This is a genomic window from Acinetobacter sp. 1125_18A (assembly GCF_052824985.1).
In genome coordinates, this window is sequence record NZ_VTDG01000004.1 from 1 (window position 1) to 25,816 (window position 25,816).

The 25,816-nt window shown below is 36.5% G+C and carries 19 protein-coding genes and 2 pseudogenes; 12 read left to right on the forward strand and 9 right to left on the reverse strand.

The genetic code is table 11. The features are described from left to right. Window positions 1-332 precede the first annotated feature (332 nt). Entirely contained in the window at window positions 333-968 is a 636-nt protein-coding gene (locus FY049_RS08195) for an SMI1/KNR4 family protein (protein ID WP_446083503.1), read from the forward strand. Window positions 969-1,133: 165 nt separating this feature from the next. Next, complete coding sequence (locus FY049_RS08200; RefSeq protein WP_004721698.1) at window positions 1,134-1,454, forward strand: hypothetical protein; 321 nt, start codon at window positions 1,134-1,136, stop codon at window positions 1,452-1,454. 506 nt (window positions 1,455-1,960) lie between these two features. Here the strand turns inward: FY049_RS08200 and FY049_RS08205 are convergent. From FY049_RS08205 to FY049_RS08215, 3 genes are all read right to left on the reverse strand, one after another. Further along, window positions 1,961-2,731: a sulfite exporter TauE/SafE family protein gene (locus FY049_RS08205; protein WP_004721696.1), complete on the reverse strand. Its 771-nt coding sequence runs from the start codon at window positions 2,729-2,731 to the stop codon at window positions 1,961-1,963. Between the two features lie 140 nt (window positions 2,732-2,871). Beyond that, window positions 2,872-5,076, reverse strand: coding sequence for a TonB-dependent receptor family protein (locus tag FY049_RS08210; protein ID WP_446083504.1), 2,205 nt, complete (start codon window positions 5,074-5,076; stop codon window positions 2,872-2,874). A gap of 206 nt (window positions 5,077-5,282) precedes the next feature. Continuing rightward, a complete protein-coding gene (locus FY049_RS08215) occupies window positions 5,283-5,990 on the reverse strand; it encodes an SIMPL domain-containing protein (RefSeq protein WP_004721692.1) in 708 nt (235 codons plus the stop codon). 499 nt (window positions 5,991-6,489) lie between these two features. On the opposite strand from FY049_RS08215, the gene FY049_RS08220 reads away from it, so the two are divergent. Together FY049_RS08220 and FY049_RS08225 are read left to right on the forward strand one after the other, a co-directional pair. Continuing rightward, window positions 6,490-7,863, forward strand: coding sequence for a diaminobutyrate--2-oxoglutarate transaminase (locus tag FY049_RS08220; protein WP_004721690.1), 1,374 nt, complete (start codon window positions 6,490-6,492; stop codon window positions 7,861-7,863). 3 nt (window positions 7,864-7,866) lie between these two features. Beyond that, window positions 7,867-9,399 carry a pyridoxal phosphate-dependent decarboxylase family protein gene (locus FY049_RS08225; RefSeq protein ID WP_004721689.1) on the forward strand — a complete coding sequence of 511 codons (1,533 nt, stop codon included), beginning with the start codon at window positions 7,867-7,869 and terminating at the stop codon, window positions 9,397-9,399. Between the two features lie 177 nt (window positions 9,400-9,576). On the opposite strand, the gene FY049_RS08230 is transcribed toward FY049_RS08225, so the two are convergent. From FY049_RS08230 to mutS, 4 genes are all read right to left on the reverse strand, one after another. Further along, window positions 9,577-10,296 (reverse strand): D-Ala-D-Ala carboxypeptidase family metallohydrolase, encoded by a 720-nt coding sequence (locus tag FY049_RS08230; RefSeq protein ID WP_004721687.1) that lies wholly within the window; start codon window positions 10,294-10,296, stop codon window positions 9,577-9,579. Between the two features lie 140 nt (window positions 10,297-10,436). Continuing rightward, the gene (gene fdxA, locus FY049_RS08235) at window positions 10,437-10,760 is read right to left on the reverse strand and encodes a ferredoxin FdxA (RefSeq protein WP_004721686.1); all 324 of its coding nucleotides are present in this window, start codon (window positions 10,758-10,760) and stop codon (window positions 10,437-10,439) included. A gap of 359 nt (window positions 10,761-11,119) precedes the next feature. Further along, window positions 11,120-11,650 carry a GNAT family N-acetyltransferase gene (locus FY049_RS08240; protein ID WP_224965510.1) on the reverse strand — a complete coding sequence of 177 codons (531 nt, stop codon included), beginning with the start codon at window positions 11,648-11,650 and terminating at the stop codon, window positions 11,120-11,122. Window positions 11,651-11,825: 175 nt separating this feature from the next. Next, window positions 11,826-14,480 (reverse strand): DNA mismatch repair protein MutS, encoded by a 2,655-nt coding sequence (gene mutS / locus FY049_RS08245; protein ID WP_419261674.1) that lies wholly within the window; start codon window positions 14,478-14,480, stop codon window positions 11,826-11,828. A gap of 436 nt (window positions 14,481-14,916) precedes the next feature. On the opposite strand from mutS, the pseudogene FY049_RS08250 reads away from it, so the two are divergent. After that, a pseudogene (locus FY049_RS08250) lies at window positions 14,917-15,216 on the forward strand (IS1595 family transposase); the annotation flags it as partial. A 562-nt stretch (window positions 15,217-15,778) separates the two neighbouring features. On the opposite strand, the gene FY049_RS08255 reads toward FY049_RS08250, so the two are convergent. Beyond that, window positions 15,779-16,153 carry a DUF1090 family protein gene (locus FY049_RS08255; RefSeq protein WP_004721683.1) on the reverse strand — a complete coding sequence of 125 codons (375 nt, stop codon included), beginning with the start codon at window positions 16,151-16,153 and terminating at the stop codon, window positions 15,779-15,781. 390 nt (window positions 16,154-16,543) lie between these two features. On the opposite strand from FY049_RS08255, the gene FY049_RS08260 reads away from it, so the two are divergent. The 6 genes from FY049_RS08260 to FY049_RS08285 all read left to right on the forward strand — a co-directional run bounded on the left by FY049_RS08260 (window position 16,544) and on the right by FY049_RS08285 (window position 23,631). Beyond that, on the forward strand, window positions 16,544-17,086 hold the full coding sequence (locus FY049_RS08260) for a fimbrial protein (RefSeq protein ID WP_056515326.1): 543 nt from the start codon (window positions 16,544-16,546) through the stop codon (window positions 17,084-17,086). A gap of 122 nt (window positions 17,087-17,208) precedes the next feature. Next, a complete protein-coding gene (locus FY049_RS08265; RefSeq protein ID WP_228129025.1) occupies window positions 17,209-17,895 on the forward strand; it encodes a fimbrial biogenesis chaperone in 687 nt (228 codons plus the stop codon). A gap of 17 nt (window positions 17,896-17,912) precedes the next feature. After that, entirely contained in the window at window positions 17,913-20,507 is a 2,595-nt protein-coding gene (locus tag FY049_RS08270) for a fimbria/pilus outer membrane usher protein (RefSeq protein ID WP_446083505.1), read from the forward strand. Then, window positions 20,504-21,793 carry a fimbrial protein gene (locus FY049_RS08275; protein ID WP_166783537.1) on the forward strand — a complete coding sequence of 430 codons (1,290 nt, stop codon included), beginning with the start codon at window positions 20,504-20,506 and terminating at the stop codon, window positions 21,791-21,793. Before FY049_RS08270 ends, FY049_RS08275 begins: the two co-directional genes overlap by 4 nt. Further along, on the forward strand, window positions 21,793-22,533 hold the full coding sequence (locus FY049_RS08280; protein ID WP_056515333.1) for a fimbrial biogenesis chaperone: 741 nt from the start codon (window positions 21,793-21,795) through the stop codon (window positions 22,531-22,533). Before FY049_RS08275 ends, FY049_RS08280 begins: the two co-directional genes overlap by 1 nt. Window positions 22,534-22,623: 90 nt before the next feature. Further along, window positions 22,624-23,631, forward strand: a complete 1,008-nt coding sequence (locus FY049_RS08285) for an AraC family transcriptional regulator (RefSeq protein ID WP_056515336.1) — start codon at window positions 22,624-22,626, stop codon at window positions 23,629-23,631. Window positions 23,632-23,775: 144 nt separating this feature from the next. On the opposite strand, the pseudogene FY049_RS08290 reads toward FY049_RS08285, so the two are convergent. Next, window positions 23,776-24,346: pseudogene (locus FY049_RS08290) on the reverse strand (integrase core domain-containing protein); the annotation flags it as partial. Between the two features lie 320 nt (window positions 24,347-24,666). On the opposite strand from FY049_RS08290, the gene moaA reads away from it, so the two are divergent. Beyond that, window positions 24,667-25,725: a GTP 3',8-cyclase MoaA gene (gene moaA, locus FY049_RS08295; protein WP_446083506.1), complete on the forward strand. Its 1,059-nt coding sequence runs from the start codon at window positions 24,667-24,669 to the stop codon at window positions 25,723-25,725. The last annotated feature ends 91 nt before the right edge of the window (window positions 25,726-25,816 follow it).

Genomic DNA, 25,816 nt, shown 5'->3' on the forward strand with positions numbered 1-25,816 from the left:
CTACGTCTACGTCTACGTCTACGTCTACGTCTACGTCTACGTCTACGTCTACGTCTACGTTTGCGACTGCGAGTGTTTTTTAGGCGATATTAGGCGCGGAGTATGAAATTTAGTCATTCTAAATGATGAGAAACAACGTTTCGCAAGGTAACTCGTAACGGCAAAAACACTCTAGTCCTGAAGGGTTGTGGCTAAAATTATCTCAGTCTGTGTTATGAAACTCGAAAATAGTCTCGCTATTCTCTTCGTTTCATGCCTTGCCTGCTCAATTTTAGCCTACAACGCAAGCCATTTATGAAATGTCAACAGACCCTAAGATAAATGAGAAGAACATGATTCAAAAACAATTAGAAAATATACAAAATTGGTTAGTGCAACATGCTGCAAAGATCGCAAATCAATCACTCAATCCTGCGGCAAGTATTTCAGATATAGAACAATTTGAACAAAGGCTTTCTAAACGTTTACCTGATGATTTTAAACAGTTGTACTGTTGGCATAATGGGATGAATGAAGAGGAAAATTTAGGCAGTTTATTTTATGGTATGGAATTTTTATCGCTGACCAATATTGAAAATAAACGTGCCGATCTTGCGGATCTCGTTGATGAGTTGTTTGTTCTTCAACATGCTGACCCACAAATCAATCCAACCAATGCCCATCATCGAGATTGGGTTCAGTTTGCGCACGATGGTGGGCGCACAGGTTTGTATGTGGATTTAGCACCCACCGCCGTTGGTCAAATTGGCCAAGTAATCTTTATTGATCATGAATATGATGTTGGTATTCTAGTCGCCAACTCGATTACCGATTTACTTCAACAATTTTCAGATGATTTAGACAATGACTTATATCAGCTGAATGAAGATGCTTTAGAAGATGAAAATGAATTTTTAGAAAGTGATACAGCTATTGATCTGGTCAATTGGCATATGAGTGAACGCTGGGCGCGTCCTGATTTTACTTAGATTTTTTTAGAAAAATCATTTTATAAAATTATGTTTGAACGCTTCACTCATAAAAAGTGTATCAATAGCGATTATTGCTACACACTCAATTTTGAACGTATTACATTTCTAATCGAATCAATTTTACAAAATCAAGTAAGCTCTTATTTTTAAACGAGCAAAATGATGGATCATAAAATAACGGTTGATGAGGTTGTAGCACGTTCAGTAAAAATCAGAGAACGTTATCATGAGCTAGAGCGAATAAATCATCATGCTGAATGGACAGTGCAAGAGGATGCGTTGGCATTTTTATCTGATGCTGGATTGGTTGGGAGATTAGTCATGGCGCAGACAGGGAAGTGGTTACACAAAGGCGATGCTCAACAAGAGTTGCAGCATAAGTTAGGTGAATGTGTCTGGTGGTTAGCCATTATTGCCAATGAATTAGATATGGATTTAACTGAAGCCACACAATACTTTTTAGATAAAGCTGAAAAGATTTAAATTTTTGGAAAAATGTTTATTGAACATTTTTTATGACCAAGCATTTGATCATTAATTATATAGTCAACCTGTCAAAAACTCAGACACAAGAATATAATTCTTCTTAATTAATATCTTAAATTAAATCAATTGCATGGAAAAATAAATTGTTTGATTATAAAAAGCTTGCAATGCCACACCTTACATTCAAAGTTTAAATACCATTGCGTAGGCGATGCCTCACTTTTCAGAGATGAAAAGATGACAAAAATCTTTTGCTGGGCGAGGGGTACGTCCTGTACCCCCGCCCAACGGCGACATCCCTGTCGCCCCACAGTAGGATCACCATCTAGGACTTAAAATTACAAAAAATGAATTAATAACCAACAGTTTCTAAAAGTTCATATAAAAACATAAGCTCAATTTGTGATCAATGACTTGATGAAAATTAATTCTATGAATAATTAGGTGGTTTAACTATAGAATTTTGACGGGCTTTTTTCAATTTTTATATTTAGTATGAATGACTAACCGATAAATAAGTCATAGCCCATTCGGCCAATTAAAAATACCAGTAAAATTAAAAAGAAAATACGAATAAAACCACTTCCATATTTAAATGCTAAAGCGGTACCTGCAAGTGAGCCTAAAACATTGCAAACTGCTAAAATGATGCCAGCCATCCATAAAATATGCCCAGAAGGGATAAAGAAAAACATGGCAGCAATATTGGTGGCAACATTGACCAATTTGGCAGATGCAGAAGCATTTAAAAAATCAAAAGCAAATACTTTTACAAACAGAAAGAGTAAAAAACTACCTGTCCCTGGGCCAAAAATTCCATCATAAAATCCAATTAAGGCGCCAAAAAATAAACCTAACGCAATTTCTTTTTTACCCGTCTGTAACACAGTATGGATTTTACCTAAGTCTTTTTTGGCAAAGGTGTAGATCGCAATCAAGATCAGTAAAAAGAATACGATATAACGCATCAACTCTTTAGGTATCAACGAAACTGACATTGCACCTAAAAAAGAAAATATAAATGCTGCCAACATTGTGGGTAGTATAAGTTTCCAATTGATTGTAACTTTCTTAAAGTAAGCAAATGCAGAAGATACAGTCCCTGCCATGGCAATGATTTTATTGGTTCCAAAAACTGTGGCGAGACTTTGATTGGGAAAGGCATGCATTAGTGCTGGGAGTAGAACTAATCCACCTCCACCGACCGCAGCATCAATTAAACCCGCACAAAAAGCGAAGAAGCCTAAACTCAGAAGTATTGTCTCGTATTCCATTACAGATTGTTCTAACTGCTATTTTAAGAGAATAATCATAGAATATATTCAAATAAAAGTAATTAAAAAGCGCTAATCTCAATCTATGAGATTAGCGCTTTAGTTTTAAATGCTTTGTAAATCTACAAGTTTTTCAAAAATTAGAAATCAACAGAAGTTTGTAGATAGAAAGTACGCGGTTGCCCTACGTATTTACCACCTGTAGAGTCAGATGAGCGAGTAAAGTATTCTTGATCAAATAGGTTTTTAATCCCACCAGCAACTTTTAAACCGTAAAAATCTTGTCCAAAATCATAACCAGTACGTACCGCAAAAGTTGAGTAACCCGGGATATCACCAGTACGACCATCTGAAGTTTCAACGGTTTGGTAAACATTGCCTGAACCCGGCGCATGTTGTTTAGATTGAGCAAACATATCTGCATTGACAGACCATTTGTCAAAGCTATAACCAAGCCCTAAATTTCCAACATGTCGTGAATAATAAGGTAAGTCCTTACCAGCAAATTTACCTGCCTCAGACACTGCTTTGGTAAATGTATAGTTACTATAGACTTTTAAGCCTTGCAGAGAGTCGTAGATATTACCAAAGTCATAACTTAGGCCAAGCTCTACACCTTTATGACTGGTTGCACCTAGATTGGTCCAAATGCCTGTACCAATATTGTCAGGGCGTTCAAGTAATAATTCTTTATCAAAGTCTAAATAGAACACTGTAAATTCAGCATTTAAACCATTGCCGAGGTATTTTGTGCCGATTTCATAGTTGTTGGATTTTTCAGGATGCAGACCATCTAAAGTGGTTATCGCTTTATTTCCTTCGACTTTAGCCAATTGATTATATTGCTGAGGACCAAAAGAAACCGCCGCATTGGCAAAGACATTCCATTGCTCATTGAAATTGTATTGCACTGCAAGGCTTGGTAAAAACTCATCAGAATTTATTTTTGGGTGTACCGTATTGATGAATTTACCATTTTGGTAGGCGGTATAATCATTATGGGTTTTAATTGACTCAAAACGTACACCTGGAGTGATGGTTAGTGCACCTAGACCAAAACGGTTATCAATATACACGGCATGCGCTTTGGTTCCACCTTCACTAGTGGTGTTGGCAAGACGTTCACCCGGTGTGCCTGTTGCAGTATTATATGGCGCTGTACGACCAGAAAACTCTGAACTATCTTCTTGTAAGTAGCGATAACCGACAGTGACTTCATTATTCATATTACCCAAAGTGTAGGCGCGTGAATAACGCGGTTCAATGCCAAAATATTTATAATCACGTGGAGAATTACTAATTCGACTATTTGCAGTACCTTCTACAGCTGATTCTAGATCACTGGTACGGAATGAATCGACATAATAACCAAGGATTTCAAAGTTATTGAGTTCATCTTTATGGCTGTATTTAACAGAAACATCTGAACGACGGCCAGCAAAATAGTTACGGTATTGGTTTGACTGGTATGGGTTTTTGGCATAATCCGCAGTCGTTAAGCCTTCTGGCATTTCGCCACGACCTTCATAATGATGCAAATTAAGTGCAATCGAATCTGCATCTGTAAACTGATATGACGACTTTAACATGACGTCATCAATATCTATGTCGTTATTGGCTTCGCGATAGCCATTTCCTTTGGTTCCTGAATAAAGTAGCGCAAGACCTAAACCATTATCCATAGTACCGCCGATAAAGAGGTTTGGGCTGTACTTGAGTTGGTCGGTACCTGTGGCGAATTCTGTGGTTAAACCAACAGAGCCTGATAGTTTTTCAGGGATTGCACGGGTATTAAAGTTGATGATTCCCCCCACGTTTTGAGGCCCAAAGCGGACTGAACCTGCGCCACGAACAACGTCTACAGATTCAATATTGCCCATTGAAACAGGTGCCATAGACAATTGTGGTTGACCATAAGGCGCGAAGGATAATGGAACACCATCCATCAACACAGTGGAGCGCGGTGAGAGGCGAGAGGTTAAGCCACGCACACCCAGATTGAGTGAAACATCACTACCCCCTGTGCCATTGCTATCCTGAACCTGAACCCCTGGCACTTGTTTTAGCGCATCACGGATAGAGGTCACCGCAGATTCGTCCATTTTTTTACGATCGATAATGGTACGTGCACCTGCATGCTTGTGAACTTTTTCAGCTTTGGCTGCTTCAAGCCAGTTTCCTTCAGCTTGTACGGTGATTGTTTTAAGTGTTTGTGTTGAAGTTTCTTGATTGTCTTCGGCAAAAGCAGCATTGGATATAAAGCTAAGTGAAACAGCAATTGCAAGGCTGAGATGTGAGGGTTTAAACAGGGCGAAGTCAGGTGTTCTATGGCTTGAAATTTTCATAAAGAGATAGGCATTTGAAATTGTGCGTATCTTAATCTCTTCAAGCATATTTTTAAATCAGGATGATTATCATTTAAAACTATTGTTTAATTCAAATTAATAGATTTTTTAATCAAATATTCACTTTTTTATATTGCAATCGCAAATTTATATAGTGCAATAGCAAAAAACCGTGCATAAGCACGGTTTATATAATAATCAAAAAATTATTTAAACTGGATCGAACCATTGGCATTGACTGTGATTTTTGATTCACCAGCGGCCATGTTCTGACCACCGACTGCATCGGCAGCTTCGAACTTAGCCATAGATGCACGCGCTGCATATACTGGTTGCGGATAAGAGTTGCTGGTATTGATGTTGATATTGACCAAGTTATAAGACGATTTATTCCACGCTTGCGTTAAAATTTGTGCACGTTGTTGGAAGTTCTTTGAAGCCTCAACCATCAATTCATTTTCAACTTTTTTACGTTGTTCATCAGATACTGTGAAATTAATCGATTGTGTTTGGAAGCTGGTTTGCAACTCGTTGATTAACTGGCTTGCCGCTTTAAAATCTTTACTTTCGATTTGAATTTCTGCACGACCACGCCATTCTTTCAATTTTTGGTTGTCATTGTCATAAACAGGATAAGTGGTTTGTGAGCCTGTTTCGACTTTAACTTGTGGATACTTTTTCGAAATGCTAATGGCTTGATTCATTAACTGAGTAATTTGAGAAGATAACTCAGCAGGTTGCTTGTTGTTTTTCTCAATAAAAAGTACAGCATGCATTTCATCATTAGACACTTGACGTGTCGCATCTGCTTGAACGTTGACAATATTGTAGTTTAACGGGTCATTTTCTGCTGCCATTGTCATTGTGCTCAGTGTGGTTCCCAAGAGTAAAGTAGTTAAAGCTAAATAACGCATAATGAATCCTTAAAATTGTTTGACTAAATTTTATGACCGAAAGATATATTGTATAAATTGAATCTGTTTTTAATCATAAATCTGGTTTGCGGAAAACTATGGCAGATTTTGTGGTGCATTTGTAATAATTTGCATATAAATTGCAATTTTGTTTTGATTAAAATATTTTAAAAATTAAAAGCTTATCGAGTTTGATTGTGATAAAAAATGATCAGAAGGGTTGAGATTTATAAAGTGATTTTAATTATCGGCTTTTCTTTGCTTTGTCACATAGTATGATGATAATAACTAATTAGATTTAGCTAAATGTTTTTTTCGATAAATGGAGTGTGGATAAGTACATAAAAGATATTTATTTTCTTGTAAAAAACTGTATTATCGCGCTCCTAGTTATGAAGATTAAAAGCACTCTAACTAGATTTCTATAAAGCACCGAGTCAAAGGACCACAAGTCACCCGACTTATTTCTTTCAACCCATATCAGAGATGGTAATTCGATATGAGCGTTACTTCTGTAAATCCTGCTGCCACTTCCACAAACGAATACTACTTGACTCGCCAAAGTCAGATGGAATCGAATGTTCGTAGTTATCCACGTAAATTACCGTTAGCGATAGCGGAAGCACATGGTTGTTGGGTTACCGATGTTGAAGGTACAAAGTACCTCGATTGTTTAGCTGGGGCAGGAACATTGGCATTAGGCCATAACCATCCTGCGGTGATTAAAAGTATTCAAGACACTTTAGCGAGTGGTCTCCCTTTACATACTTTAGATTTAACAACGCCTTTAAAAGATGCTTTCACTGAAGCACTGCTTGCACAACTTCCGGGTGGGCAAGAAGAGTATTGCTTACAGTTCTGTGGCCCATCTGGTGCAGATGGTACAGAAGCAGCGATTAAATTGGCGAAAACCTATACAGGTCGCAATACAGTTATCAGTTTCTCTGGCGGTTACCATGGGATGACTCATGGCGCGTTAGCGATGACAGGTAACTTATCTGCTAAAAATGCGGTAAATGGCTTAATGCCAGGCGTACAATTTATGCCATACCCGCATGAATACCGTTGCCCGTTGGGTGTTGGCGGTGAAGCAGGTGTTGATGCCTTAACTTATTATTTCGAAAACTTCATTGAAGATGTCGAAAGCGGTGTAACTAAGCCTGCAGCTGTGATTCTTGAAGCAATTCAAGGTGAAGGCGGTGTGGTTACAGCACCTGCGAAATGGTTGCAAAAAATCCGTGAAGTGACTGAGCGTCATAACATTGTGTTGATTTTGGACGAAGTTCAAGCGGGCTTTGCACGTTCAGGCAAAATGTTTGCTTTTGAACATGCTGGTATTGAACCTGATGTTGTGGTGATGTCAAAAGCAGTGGGTGGTAGCTTACCATTGGCTGTTTTGGGTATTAAACGTAAGTTTGATGCTTGGCAACCTGCAGGTCACACAGGTACTTTCCGTGGTAACCAACTTGCAATGGGTACTGGTCTTGCAACGATCAATACCATTAAAGAGCAAAACCTTGCACAAAATGCGCAACAACGTGGTGATTTCTTACAAGCTGAATTGAAAAAATTAGCGCAAGAATTCCCATGTATTGGTAATGTTCGTGGTCGCGGTTTAATGATCGGTATCGAAATTGTGGATGAGCGTAAGCAAGCGGATCATATGGGTTCTCTTCCTGCGGATTCACAATTGGCTGCTGCAATTCAAACGGCATGTTTTAACAATAAATTATTGTTAGAAAAAGGCGGCCGTAGCGGTACGGTGATCCGTTTACTTTGCCCATTGATCATTACTCAAGAAGAATGTGAAGAAGCTATTGCGCGCTTTAAGAAAGCGGTTGCAGAGGCTCTTATTGCAGTTCGAGGCGCTTAATTCATGGTAGATTTTGCAGAACATCGTAAAGCGTTACTCTGCAATGATGCTCAATCTATTGCTGACTATGAGTCAGCAATGGGTGAGGCGACCAAAGCGGTCGCAGCATGGTTGCAAAATGACAAAATGTATACAGGTGGGAGCATTAAAGAACTTCGTGAAGCGATTTCTTTTGCACCGTCTAAACAAGGTCTAGGTTTACACCAATCGCTTGAGCGTATGGTTGAGCTTTTCCTGAACAAAAGTTTAAAAGTACATCATCCGCATTCTTTAGCACATTTGCATTGCCCAACCATGGTGACAAGTCAAATTGCTGAAGTCTTGATTAATGCGACCAACCAATCAATGGACTCATGGGATCAAAGCCCAGCAGGTTCTTTGATGGAAGTTCAATTGATCGACTGGCTGCGTCAAAAAGTAGGTTATGGTGCAGGTCAGGCAGGTGTGTTCACCTCTGGTGGCACTCAATCTAACTTGATGGGCGTATTGTTAGCGCGTGACTGGTGTATTGCCAAGAACTGGAAAGACGAAAATGGTCTGCCTTGGTCTGTGCAACGTGATGGCGTTCCAAGTGATGCCATGCGTAATGTCAAAGTGATCTGTTCTGAAAATGCACATTTTTCTGTGCAAAAGAACATGGCGATGATGGGCATGGGCTTCCAATCTGTGGTGACTGTTCCAGTCAATGAAAATGCGCAGATGGATGTTGATGCGTTAGAAAAAACCATGGCGCATTTACAGGCTGAAGGTAAAATTGTTGCTTGTGTCGTTGCGACTGCAGGGACAACCGATGCAGGTGCGATTGATCCATTGAAGAAAGTGCGTGAAATCACCAATAAATATGGCGCGTGGATGCATATCGACGCAGCATGGGGTGGTGCACTGATCTTATCGAATGACTACCGTTCAATGCTTGATGGTATTGAATTGTCTGATTCGATTACATTGGATTTCCATAAGCATTATTTCCAAAGTATTTCATGTGGTGCGTTCTTGTTGAAAGATGAAGCGAACTATCGTTTTATGCATTATGAAGCTGAATATTTAAATTCTGCTTATGATGAAGAACATGGTGTACCGAACCTAGTGTCTAAATCTCTACAAACTACACGCCGTTTTGATGCGTTGAAATTGTGGATGACGATTGAAAACCTAGGTGAAGAGCTTTATGGTTCAATGATTGACCATGGCGTTAAGCTAACTCGTGAAGTGGCAGATTACATCAATGCTACTGCTGGTTTGGAAATGCTGGTTGATCCACAATTTGCATCGGTATTATTCCGTGTAATACCTGACAATTATCCAGTTGAATTACTTGATACTTTGAATCAAAACGTTGCAGATGAATTATTTGCGCGTGGTGAAGCCAATATCGGTGTAACTAAAGTTGGACAGGTTCAATCTTTGAAAATGACCACTTTAAGTCCAGTTGCAACTTTAGAAAACGTGAAGAATCTTCTTGCCTTGGTGTTAGAAGAAGCTGACCGTATTAAAGATGCGATTGCTGATGGCACCTATACGCCTGCAATTGACTAGATTGATATCCAGTTGATTGACGTTTGAAATAGATTAATTTTATTTCAAAAAACGCCCGATGAATTTCATTGGGCGTTTTTTATTTAAGGGCGTTTCGATCTAAAATATGATCAGTGATCAAATGCTTGTTCATAGAAAAGAGATCTTATTGATCTCTTTTAAATTGAATATGGAGTATTAAAAATTACACATTGAGCTATTACGGGTGAGATCAGGTCCCCAAGTACGATAACCTTGAGTATCAATATGGATTTGCCCTGAAGCATACAGTCCTAAGCCCATGTTTAAGCTTTGACCATACTGCGACCAGAACTGGCATAATTTGAATTTGGTATGTTCAATATACGCATAATCTTGAGGTTGCGGATTTTCTGGCCCAATACGGAAATCAATGGCTGAATTGAATAGGTGACGTGAAGATCCAGCACCACCGGCACATTGGTTTAAAGGTAAGTCTCGATATACTGAGGTTACAGTAAAATCAGTCAGAACTTTAGAAGCAACCAAGTATTTAAATACTTTTAATGTCGGTAATTGATTACTCCAAAGCTCACGGCTTGGAATCATATATTCAGACTTACCACACTTGTCCCAATCCCGTGCAGTTTTAAATAACTCAAAACTAGGAATAATATTTCCAGCATTATTTTGTTCAAGAAAACGTTCATAATCACGTGCACGTGATTGATTGTCTCCATAAATCAACCATTGGCGATAAGATGAAGGCATCGTTTTAGGAGGAATAGGTCGCTCAATCGTAATTTTTTCTTCGGGGATGTAAATACGCTGACCATGCGACGTGCTAATTGTTGGATTCTTTTGAGGGGAAGATGTACATCCAGCCAGAATCATTGTAGTAACACCGACAGCAAGTAAACCTTTCAAAATAAATTTCATTCTCAATATTAGCTAAAGCAAGTAACGGGCTATTTTAGTCTAGTTTGGCGCGTGTATTATGGATAAATTGCAAATAAATGTACAATTTACATATTAAAATGCAAAAAGATCAGCCTAAGCTGATCTTTTTTATACAATACTTATTTTTCTAAGTATTGTAATTTATCGGCTTTACCATTCCACTCTTCACGATCTTCAGGTTGATCACCGATTTGAGTAATGTTTGGCCATTTTTGAGCAAGTTCAGCATTTAATTCAATAAATACTTCTTGACCTTCAGGGAGTTCATCTTCAGAGAAAATTGCATTTGCAGGACACTCAGGTTCACATAGCGCACAGTCAATACATTCGTCTGGACTAATGACTAGGAAATTTGGACCTTCATAAAAACAGTCTACTGGACATACTTCTACGCAGTCTTGATATTTACACTTAATACAATTTTCAGTGACAACAAAGGTCATGGCGTCAGCTACCTAAAAATATGGTTCTAATTAATAATGCTGTATTTTAGGGAAAACGCCGCAAACTAACAATTGCTTTTATTGATATTTAATATAGAAGAACCTGCTAAATCAATTTTTTTTATAGAAAATTCTTCTAACTTGTGATGAATTATGCATTTTTTAAAATATGCGCTGTAATTTTGATGTTGCCATAGGTGAAAAAATGCTAAACATATTCAAAAAAGAACATAAATATGAGACTAAATCACAGAAGCGAAATGGGGTTATTACCTTCGCGTGCTGGTTTTTTAGCCAATTGCTATATTCAGAACTATTTAGAATTCTTTAGACCTGTATTTTCAGTATCAGTCAGATCATCACAATGTATAGATAAGATGAATATCTTCAGGTTCTAATTCCAATAATTGCTGATCAGGTTTTTCTAAGACCAGCGCGCCTTGTTTAAGATAAAAGTCGACAGTACGCTGGGTTGGTGTTGCTGAAATATACAGTTGTTTAGCACCAAGTTGCTCAGCTGATTTTATCGCTGAGTGCATGAGTTGTGTACCAAGACCAAGGCCTTGATGATTTGCATCGACATAAAAATATTGTAATAGCTTCGCATCTGGATAATCAGTGATGACTTGATTAGATACCAGTTGTACACCAATTAATCGATTTAATTGATTAAATGCACCCACACATCGTCCACCTTGAATAAGATGCTGCATTAACAGCGGGGGGTCATTTTCTAAATGATATTCATCCCAGCTTTGCACATCATAAAAACAATCTACTAAATGTAAATTTTGCTTTTGTTGTAGATACATTTGGGTGATTAATTCACGTCGATCAATATGTTGCCAAATGAGATCTATATCGGAAAGCTGCAGGGACTTGAGTAAAATATTGATATTATTCTCCTAAAACTTAGCATTCAATTACTCATTATGGAGTGCTATTTTACGCTTTAGACTGGCTTAAGTTATCGTCTAGATTGCTATTTAAAGATCAATAGACGCAAGTTATTTCCAGCCTAAGTAGAGAGTTTCAAACTTACTTAGACTGGATAGCTGTTATTGCTTATGCATTTAGTGCTGCTTTTAATGCATAGAGGTGATCTAGCGCTTGGCGAGGCGTTAAATCATCGACATCAATATTTGCTAAAGCATCGAGTACTGGTGATGACTTTTCAACTTCAACGACTTTTTCAATTTCAATGATGTGTTCAAACTTTTCAGGCTCAATGGTTTCAACTTCTGCAAATAAGTCATTTTGCACAACGGATTGCAATTGTTGCTGTTGTTGTTTCTCTAAAATTTTTAAACGCTTTTGCGCTTCTTTAATCACCCCCGCAGGGATCCCTGCAAGTTTTGCAACTTGTAAACCATGACTTTGGCTGGCAGGACCTTGTTGTACTTTATGCAATAGAATCAAATTACCATTTAACTCTTTGGCAGTCACATGGTAGTTATCAATTGCCACTTCTTTTGAAAGTTCAGTTAATTCAAAATAATGTGTGGCAAAGAGACATAAACATTTGATTCGTTTGGTTAGATCAAGCACACATGCCCAAGCTAGGGATAGTCCATCATAAGTACTTGTACCACGACCAACTTCATCCATAAGCACCAAAGACTGATTGGTTGCATGGTGCAAAATCTGAGATGTTTCGGTCATTTCCACCATAAAGGTAGATTTACCCGTAGATAAATCATCTGCAGAGCCTATTCGAGTAAATATACGGTCAATTGGTCCTAACTTCGCAGTTTTAGCAGGGACGAAGCTACCACAATATGCCAGCAAACTAATCAGTGCAGTTTGACGCATAAAGGTTGATTTTCCGCCCATGTTTGGCCCTGTAATGATCGCCATACGATGATTGAAATCGAGTAGGGTATCATTAGGGGTAAATGGCGTTTTACTGAGTGACTCAACTACAGGGTGGCGACCTGCGGTAATTTTGATCCCGATTTCTGGGCTGTATTCAGGTCGATTCCAATTATTCAAACGGGCTTGATGGGCAAAGTTTGCCAATAAATCGATATGGGCAATCGATGCACTCATCATTTGTAAATTGGCAATATCCGCTCTTAACTCATCTAATAACATTTCAAAGAGTAGTTTTTCTCGCGCAAGCGCACGTGATTCACTGGAAAGTACTTTATCTTCAAAAGATTTTAATTCTGGGGTGATATAACGCTCGGCATTTTTCAGCGTCTGACGACGGATGTAATGATCAGGCGCTTGTTCTGCTTGGGCACGGGTGAGTTCGATATAGTAACCACTGACACGGTTATAACCAATCTTCAGGGTATTAATGCCCGTGTTTTCTCGCTCTTTGATTTCTAAATCAATCAGGAATTGGCCTGCGTGATCACGGATTTTACGCAGTTCATCGAGCTCATCATCAAAACCTTCTGCAATTACATTGCCATCACGCAATAATACAGGTGGGTGTTCAACAATCGCAGACAGTAAACGTTGGTGTAATCCATTAAAATCGCCCAATTCTTCATTCAATTGCACAATCAATTTAGATTGCTGAGTCTCAAGAATCGGTTGGATTGCATGTCTTAAGAATGGGATTTGTGCACATGCTTGACGAAGCTGCACCAAATCACGAGGACGTGCACTGCCAAGTGCAACACGACTTAAAACCCGTTCAATATCGCCAATTTCTTTTAAGACTAAGCGAACAGGACTTTCATGGTAGCCTTTCAGTAAAGTATCCGTTGCATCTAAACGTGCATCTAAGATTTGAGTATCACGAATGGGCTGCATCAAAGTACGTGCCAGCAATCGTCCGCCCATTGCTGTTTGGCAATCATTGATTAAGCTAAACAGCGAAGTGCCGTGCTCAAATAAAGGATCAATAATTTCTAAATTACGGCGTGTAACAGGATCAAGTGCAATAAAATCTGAGCTTTGTTCTAATTTAATTGAACGAATATGTGGTAACGCAGTTTTTTGAGTTTCTTTGGCATAATGAATCAGTGCAGCGGCAGCCGCTTTAGCCAAGGGTAGATGGTCAATACCAAAACCAGAAAGTGTGGAAACTGCGAATTGGTCACATAAGGTTTTTTGTGCGTTATTTAAATTAAAATCGACATTGGGCCGTTTGGTAATCGGGCATTCAATTTGTCGTTTAATATCTTCAATAATATTTGGGTCGACAATGTCCTCATCGACCAATATCTCACTTGGCATTAAGCGAGCTAATTCAATCGCCAAGCTTTCAGATTTAAATTCTTGTTGTTGAACTTTAAAAATACCAGCACTTAAATCCAGCAGTGCCATACCAATTTGGTTTTGTTGAAAGCAGATTGCAACAAGATTCGATGCTTGTGTTGCGGTTAACAGGGCATCATCGGTCAATGTTCCAGGGGTAATAATTCGCACTACACCGCGTTCAACAGGTCCCTTACCTGTGACTTCACCAATTTGCTCACAGATGACAACCGCTTCGCCTTTTTTAACCAAACGCGCCAAATAGCCTTCCGCAGCATGGTATGGAACACCTGCCATTGGAATAGGTTCACCATTGGCTTTACCACGATGAGTGAGGGTAATACCCAAAAGTTTTGCGGCTTTTTTAGCATCGTCAAAGAACAGTTCGTAAAAATCGCCCATGCGATAGAACATTAAAGAGTGTGGATGCTGCATTTTTACTTTTAGATATTGCTGCATCATTGGGGTGTGGGAGGATAAGTCAGCCATTGTTTCCATGCTATTCATGTATGTTAAATCTCTAAATTTAAATAATAAATAAGTTTATTTTGAAAGTTTGGCTATCTAACCAATTCTAACAACTTCTGTGCAAATCTGACCTAAGCAAAGGAAAAAGCATCGCTTTAGTGTACTTTTATTAGTGCCAAAATTGAGTCAACAATGTGTGAGGAAACAAATTGGTTTCTCTCGGTCGCCATCTTAACAAATTGAGGCTGATTCACAAAAAGGAATCCGAAGATGAGTGCGGAAATTAGCAACAAAAAGAAAATGGCATGATCTGCTCGTGCTATTGATAAGATGAAGATAGGGGATGTCGTAAAAGAGGTGGGTTATCTCTATTTAACTAAAGTGATTATTGTTTTACGCTCTGAAGTTAAGAAAAATATACAAGGTGTGCGAAATTTAAAAGGACAACTTGAAGCAAGACGAACTATATGCTTATGTAATTACAGATAAAATAACACCTGATAGCATCGTCTATACTAATTAATGGCGTAGTTAAAATTCTCTAGATATAGCGGGTTCTGCCATCATAAAATTTATCATTCTACGCACTTTGCAAATGGTCAAAATCATTTTTATGGAATCGAAAATTATTGGAATTAAAATCAAAGGTTAGTATGAAAATAATAATATACCGAAAAAGATTATTTCCCTTATTTTTGAAGGAAAGGGGGGCAAGATTTACTACGGAAGTCCAAAACCACTATTGAGAATTTTGAGATCATGGACTGGAATTTAAAGCTCATCTAGTAGGACTCCGTTTTTATTATTAGATGATCAATATTTTTTAAAAACAATTAATTACGCTAAATTAAAGCATCTATATTTATTTATGTTTGGAAGTTAAACAATTGATTACTTAATTTGAAATGGTAGTATGATTAATGGTTTTAATGTAAGGTATTTATATTTATAGAATTTTTCTGATTATTTAGCATTTTTGTTTTATATGATAAACAAAATGTTTAAGATGTAAAGAAAATAATAATCAATAATTTTAAACTTTAACGTCCAGTTTTTTTAAGTAATTATTGTTTTGTCAAAATCAAGCACAAAGGTTAAACGAAAATATAATCGAACTTATCTAAGGAAAGGTGATCATGCATTTATTCTCATTTCTATCTTCTTAACGAGAGTTAAATATCAAGGTTGGAATGATGGACAAATTAAAAAAGTATTGAAAGAAGCGACAAGTAAAGATTATGAATATTTATATTTTACTTTAAAAATGAGTTTAGATAAGGAAAATATTTAAGGTATATTGGAAATTCAGTTCAAAGGAACTGAATTTCCCTTTTTAATTATTGAGATTTTAATGTTTTTATTTCATTTTCTAAGGCTTCAATTTTACGTTCTTTCTTTTTAATCTTATTTAAATTTCCAGATTTTTGCTCTAGTTGTATTTCTGATTTAAGTTTTTGTATTTTAATTTCTTTTTCTTTGATTTTAGTGTCTGTTTTTTGCTTTAATGTCACATTATTGCAATGTATCTGATTTTCTTTTAGTGCTTTTTTAAGACCATTTATTTCGTATGTATTATTATGTTGTATTGCAATTTTTAATTTACTTTCGATTTCTTGTTGTTTTGATTCGCATGATTGAAAATTTTGAGCATTTGAAGTGTTAATTGATACGAAGATTATTGAGGCTGTAGCAATACATTTATAAAAATTCATTCAGGTTATTTCCTTTTTAGCGTTTGATTGTTTTTATTTTAGTTTGAAAAATATTTATTTATCAAGTTATTTGATAAATAAACTTGATAAATATGATTGATTTCATTTTATTTCTTTAAGTCATTATTAAAATTCAATAATTTGTCTTGTATTGGGTATTTTATTATTTTTGTTAAACTTATCACTCTTTTTCTTGTGAGTTATGAGTAAATTTATCTAATTGAATTCAATAAATAATTTTTTAAAATAATAAATTTATATTTAAATTTTTAAGAAAATTTGTTTTAAATGTATAAGTAATTTGTGTGAAATGTAAAGAATTGTTTATCGCTTAAAGATTATTATCCTCATAGTTTCATTTGGTTTTATTTATCATTTAAAGGTGTATTTATGAAATTAGTAAATCGTTTTCTAGCAATAGCAACTATGAGCATTATGGTTACAGGCGTTGCAAATGCTGCGCCTACAGTAACATTTCAAGGGGAAGTTACAGATCAAACTTGCCAAGCTTCAATCAATGGTGGAACCAATGGCGTGGTTTTACTACCTACGGTATCAGCAAATACGCTAACTTCTTCTGGTGCCACAGCAGGTTTGACACCTTTTACGATTAATGTCACTGGATGTACTGCACCTAGCTCAGATCTTGATATTAAAACAAAATTTTTAGGTCACTCAGTAACTACGAGTGGCAATTTAGGCAATGTAGCAACAGTTAATCCTGCTACTAATGTTGCGATTCAGTTGACTAAAGAGGCTGCTGGAACAACTTCAGTTGTTCTAAATGGGCCAACAGCTGTTGAAGGTCTGAAATTACTCAATGGTGCAACAAGTGCCAGCCATGATTTTGGTGCGCGTTATATTTCTGAAGCTGGTGGTGCAACACAAGGTGCTGTGACCTCAGTTGTTGAATACACCTTAAGCTATCAATAAGGTTTTATCTGATCTGCTACTTAAGTAGCAGATCAATCAATTTTTTGGTTGGAGTGGTAAAAATGAGTAGGTGGATCGTCAATATTATAAAAAGTCATATCTTGATTGGTGGCTTAACCATAATGTCCGCTGCCTTCTCAGGTGTAGTTCTTACAGGAACACGTGTAATTTTTCCTGATGGCCAAAATGAAAAAACGATTTACTTACAAAATAAAGATCAATATCCAAACCTTGTACAAATTTGGCTAGATGAAGGGGATGAAGATTCTACTCTTGAAAAAAGCAAAGCTCCCTTTGTTGTTAGTCCACAGATTTTTCGGATAAATCCAAATACTGGACAAACTGTACGCTTAATATTTACGGGTGAGGAAAACGTCTCAAAAGATGTTGAGTCACTGTTTTATTTGAATTTTTCTGAGTTTCCTGCACTAAAAAAACAAGACAGCGATAGTAGCCGTTTAATGATTGTATTTAAGAATCGTGTCAAGGTTTTTTACCGCCCTAAAAATTTGAAAGGTTCTACAGCAGATGCTTATAAAAAAGTTCAATTTGCCTTGGAAAATGATGGAACAAAAAAGCAATTAAACATTCAAAATTCATCTGAATATTATGTGAATATTAAAGAATTAAGTTTAGTTGCTGGAAATAGCGAAATCGTGGTGAAAAAAAATGACTTAATTGCTCCAAAAGCTAAAGTTAATTGGGTAATAAATAATAATACGCATAGTTTAAAAGATTCAAAAATTAAACTTACCCTTGTTAATGATTATGGTGCTTTAGTCGTCCACGAGATTCCTCTGAATAAATAATAAGCGAGTATAATATTATGTTTGCTGAATATTTTGGCCGTAGAAGCTTATTGTCTATATTTTTAGTAGGTTACTTGATTGGTGGTTATAATTCTGCCGATGCAAATGATCATGTTAATAACGATGGTGAATATATATTTGATCAAGCATTATTCCGTGGGCAATCTGATCATCAAATTAAGCTATTAGAACGTTTAAGTGAAAAAGAAGATATATTGCCAGGCTTTTACAAAGTGGATGTTTTTGTTAACAAGCAAATTATTGAACGTATGGATTTAAAGTTTGTAGAAGACCAACAAAAAAATATTTCTCCATGTTTTGATTTAGTTGCTATAGAAAAATTAGGAATTTCAGAGCAAATTTTGATAAATATTAAAAAACAGCAAGATCAATGTGTTCTCTTATCAAATTATATTCAATCCAGCTCAATAGATTTTAATTTTGAAAAGCTTCGACTTGATATTAGTATCCCTCAAAATGATATGCATAATATTCCACGGGGTTATGTTAATTCATCCCAATGGGATGCGGGTGAAAGTATTGGCTTTATCAATTATCTGGGTAATTATTATCATACTTCATATCAATTACACGACCATTCGCAGACTCAATCTGCTGCATATGTATCATTAAATGGTGGTGTAAACATTGGAAAATGGCAATATCGTCAACAGTCTAATATTAATTATAGTCCAGAAATAGGGACAAAATGGACCAATATTCGTAGTTATATTTCTCGCCCTATAGAACCTATTCAAGGTGTATTGACTTTAGGGCAGACCTATAGTTCTGGAAAGTTTTTCTCAGGGTTAAGTTTTAATGGATTGAGCCTTAGTTCCGATGAAAGGATGTTACCTGATTCATTACGAGGCTATGCACCAACGATTCAAGGTATAGCTAAAACCAATGCAAATGTTTCTATATTGCAAAATGGAAAGGAAATTTATCAGACAACAGTAGCGCCAGGCGCGTTTAAAATTTCTGATTTATATCCTACACATTTTAATGGTGATTTAATCGTTAAAGTTAGAGAAGCTGATGGAACGATTTCTCAGTTTAGTGTTCCATTTTCAGCTGTACCTGAGTCTCTACGTTTAGGTGCTTCACGTTATAACTTAGATGTAGGGAAAACTCGTGATATTGGAGAGGACACTTTTTTCTCTAATCTTACTTATCAACGAGGAATAAGTAATAGCGTCACTTTAAATTCAGGATTACGGCTAGCAGATGGTTATCAAGCTGGCCTCTTAGGCGGAACATATGCATCACATATCGGTGCTTTTGGTGCTAACTTAACTTACTCTAGAGCAAGTTTACCTGATGAAAATATAATAACAGGTTGGATGACTAACCTGACCTATAGTAAGACTTTTCAGCCTACCAACACGACAGTATCTTTAGCAGGCTATCGTTATTCAACTGAAGGATATAGAGATCTAGGCGATGTTATTGGGCTGAGGAATTCTTATAAACATGGTTATCGTTGGGAGTCATCGACTTACCAACAACGCTCCCGTTTTGAAATTACGCTGAACCAAAGCCTTGGTGATTACGGGATATTATTTTTATCAGGGTCAGCACAAAACTACCGTGATGGTCGTGATAATGATGTACAGGCACAAATTGGATACGGCAAAGCATTTCAAAATGGTTTGACGCTCAATCTGGCTGTAATGCGACAACGTTATGCTTATGACAATATCATCAACAATAGATTTGATGAAATAGATTCAAAACTACTTGATAATCGTCAAGATACCTCAGTGAATCTTTCCTTGAGCTTTCCTTTAGGACGATACAAAAAAGCAAATTTACCGAATTTAGATTTAGCTTACTCACATGCTGAAAACGCTAAAGAGTTTTATCAAAGTACATTATCTGGTTCTTTAACTCAGGATCAATCACTGAATTATGCAGTAGGTCTCAGCCATGATCGAAATATGCAAGTGACGACTTGGAATACAAATCTCAATAAACGTCTAGACAATAGTAATTTAGGTCTAAATGCTTCAATGAGTGATAACTACTGGCAAGTTTCAACTAATCTGCAAGGCGCATTAGCGGTGCATTATGGAGGGATCACATTTGGTCCATACCTTGGTGAAACTTTTGCTTTAGTTGAAGCCAAAGGCGCTGAAGGTGCACGACTCTTCAATGGTCAAGGTACACGAATTAATCATCAAGGCTATGCACTTATTCCTGCAATTACACCTTATCGCTATAACAATATTTCATTAGAACCAAAAGGCATTTCTGATCGTGTTGAGATTGAAACAAATGATCAACGTATTGTTCCCTATGCTGGTGCAGCGGTAAAAGTAAAGTTTAAAACCAGAATGGGTTATCCATTACTCATCCAAGCAAAATTGGATGCTGATGAATTTGTTCCTTTAGGTGCTGATGTAATTGATTCGCAAAATAATGTGATTGGAATGGTGGGGCAAAGTGGTCAAATGTATGTTCGTACTCCAGCAAAGCAAGGGGTTCTAACTGTCAAATGGGGCGAAGAATCAGATCAGAAATGTGATGTTCATTATCAGTTGAATGATGAACTTCTTAAACAAACGATTATTCGTCTGGAAGAAACGTGTAAATCTGGAGAGTTGAAATGATCCGCATACAATTCAAAATATTAATTTTATTGGGATTCTTTTTATCTATCTTTGCCCATGCTAACTGTACAAAAGTGGGAAACTTTCTAGCAACTGATGGTACTACTGCACCTATTGTGTTTGGAAAAGTAAACTTAACAAGTTTATATTTACAACCTGTTGGGAGTTTAATGGGGAGTGCTGTTGTCCCTCCAACAAGTTATACCTATGGTGGAGCGAATGCCTCGACAGTATTTTGGGAGTGTGACCTTACAGATTTACCGAATATCCAATTTTTGGTTGCTACAAATGGCGATGATCGAGTAGGGGGCTATTGGGATTTGGGTGGACTCTATGATGGACTTCCCAGTGTATATGCAACTTACTATAAGTATGTTGGTCTTAAACAAACAATGGATGGGGTAGTTTTAACTCGCTATTGGAAATCCTTGCCGGTCAAAAATTATCAAACTGTCGGAAGTAAAATACGAATTAGACTACAAGATATCCCATCGCTTTATGCAGAACTCTATAGAGTTAGCCGTTTAGCACCTCAATCTGGTTCAGGTAGCGCTTATTGTGGAACTGGTATAGACAATCAAATCACGGTGGGTTCATATACCTGTATACAGCCTAATGCATATATTCAATTAAAAGGACCGGGTTTAACCAGTGATAATGTTGGAGAAGATTCGAATACAAATTATAGATTTTGGGGGGTAAATAATGGGATAGGCTATGGAATGCGCTCTGGAAACTCACTTGCGAATCAGCCAACTTGTGTTGCTCGAAATGCGACTCCTATTGTTTTTTTCAATACGATTAATACTCTAGCGCTTGGTGCAAATCAATCTGTACAAGAGAACTTTAATGTATCTATTGAATGTTCCAATCAAGTTACTTCAGGTACAGCAAGTAATCAGACTGCTATTGGTATACAGACTTCAAATGGTGCATTTGCAGCAGCACAACAATTAGGTTTAGTAAATGCCCAAAATGGTGTGACTGCTTTACTCTCAGATAATTATACTGATGCACAGTCAGCAAAAGGTGTAGGAATTTTCTTAAAAAACACAAATACTGGGACAGATATGAATTTTGTTGGTCAGCCAGGTTTAGCAGGTGGGGGTACTGCTGCTGGTTGGTATCCTGTACTAAGTGGAGCGCAAACAGGGGCATCAACAGAGTCAGGCTATACGCATTATCTACATAATTTTACCGCAATCTTAAAAAAACTACCTGGAACTGAACCAATTAAAGCTGGGAAAGTTAATTCCACAGCATATGTATTAGTTAAGGTACAGTAATGAAAATAACAAAATTTACACTATTATGTATTTGTTTGTTTTATTCATTTCTATGTCAAGCTGGGGTATTGGCTGCTAAAACACGGGTAGTTTTTAAGGACGGTGAGCATGAACAAAGTCTAATGTTAGCAAATACTAATGACTATCCTATTATTCTACAAACATGGGTTGATCAAGGAGAAGGGGATCCTGATATTAATAATATGCCGTTTCTAATATTACCACCTTTTGTAAAACTCGCATCAAATGACATTCACGGGCTTAGAATTTTATATAATGGCAAGGCTCTACCAAACGATAGAGAAACTGTTTTTTGGTTAAATCTATATGAAATACCAATGATTAAGCGCCATAGCGATCAAGCTGCGTATATGAATTTAGCAATGAATACTCAGCTTAAATTATTTTATCGTCCTAAACAGATCGCAAAAATGTTGCCTGAAATGATTGTAGAAAAAATACATTTCAAAATCGTTGAACAAGATAAAAAAAATTATATCGAGTGTGAAAATCCCACGCCTTATCATGCTTCATTGATCAACTTAAAAATTGAAAGTTCTTCTCAAAAAATATATATACAATCAGAAATGGACATGATGTGCTACCCGTATTCAACTAAACGTTATGAAATAGCTGGTGAACTTAATAAAAATGATAATTTATATAAACTTAGCTTTAATTTTCTTGATGATGATGGTAATGCAATTCACTTTCAGAAAAATCTGAACCCATTTAGCTAATGATATAGAACCTTGGTATAGTTCTATATGTTCTAATAAAATCTGATGCTTAGCGATTAATCTTTTTTAGATGTACAGGGGAAATTAAAGATGAAGCGTATTTATAGTTTGAAGTCTGTGACGAGCGGTTTAATTGATTTGTTAGAGCTTTTTGTTTTAAAAAAAAATTTAAATGTCGCTAAAATTTCAAACAATTTGCATGAATACAAACGAATTCCATTTACTGAATGGTTAGCAATGTTGAAAGCAATTGAAGAAAAATATAATAGACCATCTCTAGGATTAGAAATTGCTAGATATGTAAAACCTTCACATTTAGGTATTTTAGGATACATCGGCTTATCATGTGAAAGCTTATATGATGCACTGCCTTTTTTTATTAAATATCAAAGGCTCTGTTATGACTTTATGCAAATGGAAGTTTCTATTGAAGATGAAAGCCTTGTTGTTTCATGGGAGTTTGATGCAAACTTTAAAGCGGGTAAGTTAGCGGATGAGACAATGATTGCTATATTTTTTAATATTGTAAACATCATTGTAGCGCCCAATGTTGTGAAGTTGAACAAAGTGGAGTTTGTATTCGATCGACCCAAAAATCCACGTACTTATGAAAAATATTTTGATTGTAATATTGAGTTTTCAAAAAATAGAACAAGGATGTTTTTTGCGAAAAGTAATTTAGAGTTGCCAATAAATAAGGCTGATCCTGTTTTAAAAAATATTTTAAATAGGCAAGCAGACATTTTGTTGACGGAGCTACCAGAGGTGAATTCATTTGATGAGTTGGTGCAACAAAATATTATCAAAGCTATTCATCAAGGTAATATCAATATTGAATATGTTTCCAAAAAAGTAGGTCTTCCTACGAGAATTTTTCAATACAAATTACAAAAACAAGGTTATACATTTAAGCAACGTCTTAACCAAGTTAGAAAAGGACTGGCATTACAATACCTTGAGGACAGGTCATTGAACATTAATGAGATATCAGCTTTGCTCGCTTATAATGAACAAAGTTCTTTCAACCGAGCATTTAAAACTTGGTTTGGTATGAGTCCAATACAATGGAGAAAAGATTTTAATAAAGATGCTATTTGAAATTGGTAAAGTTAAAGAATTATATTCATTTTGTTAAATTCACTAAGTTTTATTAGAAATGGCCCAGAAATTACTTCTGTTAAATTTACATGTACTCGCTCAAACCTGATCTGACAGTTACCCTTTTTTAGTGTGTCTGTCAGGTTAAATTTGAGCTAGATTCTTTTCAGCCCAAATTCGCTTCCCTTCAAGTAATGTTTCTAGTGGTGTGTGACCACTGCACATTTTTCTCCTGATATGTTCGTTCAGTATTATAGAATTTTGCCAAACGTCTAGAGCAGCTTGTAATTCCGCTAATGTACTATATAGCTTCTTCCTAAATGTAATTTGATAAAACTCTTGCAAGATCGTCTTTATGGAAACGCTCGCATATTCCATTCGTTTGTGGGAATGCTGGTTTTGTTTTTGTGTGATCAATATCATTGATGGCTAAACATAGCTCATAATTATGTTGTTCAACCTTCACCGCAATATCCAATACCCTATCTGCCAGGATACGCAGCATTGGTAGATCCTGTGACTGATAAAATGGTATACAGGATCATTTAAAAAGATCTGCTGCTGTAATCGGTATTTTCGTTGTATAGAGCTGGCAATGAATGACTTTGCTGTAGGTGTCGATGAAAGTTTGTAGATAGATTCGACCAACACCTTTGAGATTGCCAACGTAAAAGATATCTTTTGCTCCAAGATATCCTGGATGGTGTGTTTCTATTATGTTTGCCTTTGCGTTGGTAAATACGACCACGTTTGGGATCAAAGCAGATTAAAAGATTTCATCAATTTATCAAGGCTTGGCAGTAGAAGATGAATGGCTTGTATGATAGGTTTTAGATACGGGTTTGTTGATCTGTGAATGATATTGCTGAACAAGGCCATACGGACTGGTTTTACAACAAAGTTCAATAAGAAAGGTTGATTCGGCTTTGAATGACCAGGGTGTAGGGTACCTAGATTAGGTGTTATTACTGGTTTATCTATTTTTGCCACGCAACTTTAATGAAGCAAAACTGTTTTTAAGTGCTGAGAAATAAAATGATGAAGGTATCAAAACAAAGCTCTGTAAGCATAAGCTCTGAAACAAAAAGCCAGTTTGAATCTATTTTATCAGCACATTTACCTGAATCGAAATTAGTTGACCAGTTTCAAAGACACAAAAGAAAACTAAGAATTTCGTTGACTGATCGATGTAATTTTAAATGCAGTTATTGTATGCCTGATCATCCGAGCTGGTTAGCTAAACAGGATATTTTAGGTTTTGAAGAACTTTATAGATTTTGCGAAGTGATGATTAAACTTGGCATCACTCAAATTCGCTTAACGGGTGGCGAGCCGTTGATGCGAAAAGGGCTCGTTAATTTTATTTATACGCTCAATACGTTAAGACCATCAGGTTTACAACGTGTCTCAATGACGACGAATGCTTATTATTTAGAAAAATACGCAGTTGAGCTAAAACAAGCTGGCCTTGATGATCTGAATATAAGTTTAGACAGTATTGATCCAGATACTTTTTTAAAAATGACTCAAAAACCCTTAACACCCGTATTAAAAGGAATTGAGGCGGCAAAAGCTGCAAATATCCCAATTAAACGCAACTGTGTTTTAGTGTATGGACAGAATCATCAGGAAATATTGTCATTAACTGAGTGGGCTTATCAAAATGACTTTGAACTACGATTTATTGAATACATGCCATTGGATCAACCTGAGCATTGGAAGCGTGAGAAAGTCGTGGTTGAGGATGACATTATCAATATACTTTCGCCACATTTTCGCATCGATAAATTAGAGCGAAATAATGACCCAGCCACAATATATACACTCAATCAACGTTTTAAACTGGGTATTATTTCCACCATCAGCAAGCCTTTTTGTCAAAGTTGTGATCGTTTGCGTTTAACCGCGACGGGTGAGTTATTTACATGTTTGTTTGCCAATACAGGTATTTCTGTTCGACATTTATTGGATAAAGCTCAGGGAAAACAATTGATAGCAACAATTTTGGATACGGTTTGGCAAAAAAAGGCAGGATATATTGCTTACCAAGCTGCACCCATTCGTAAGATTAGTATGCATTCTATTGGCGGTTGATTTTATACATAGAGATAGAATTGTATATGCTTTTTTTATTTGAAATGAGTCGCTTATTGTGAAGTTGTGTATTATTTAAATTGACAGGATT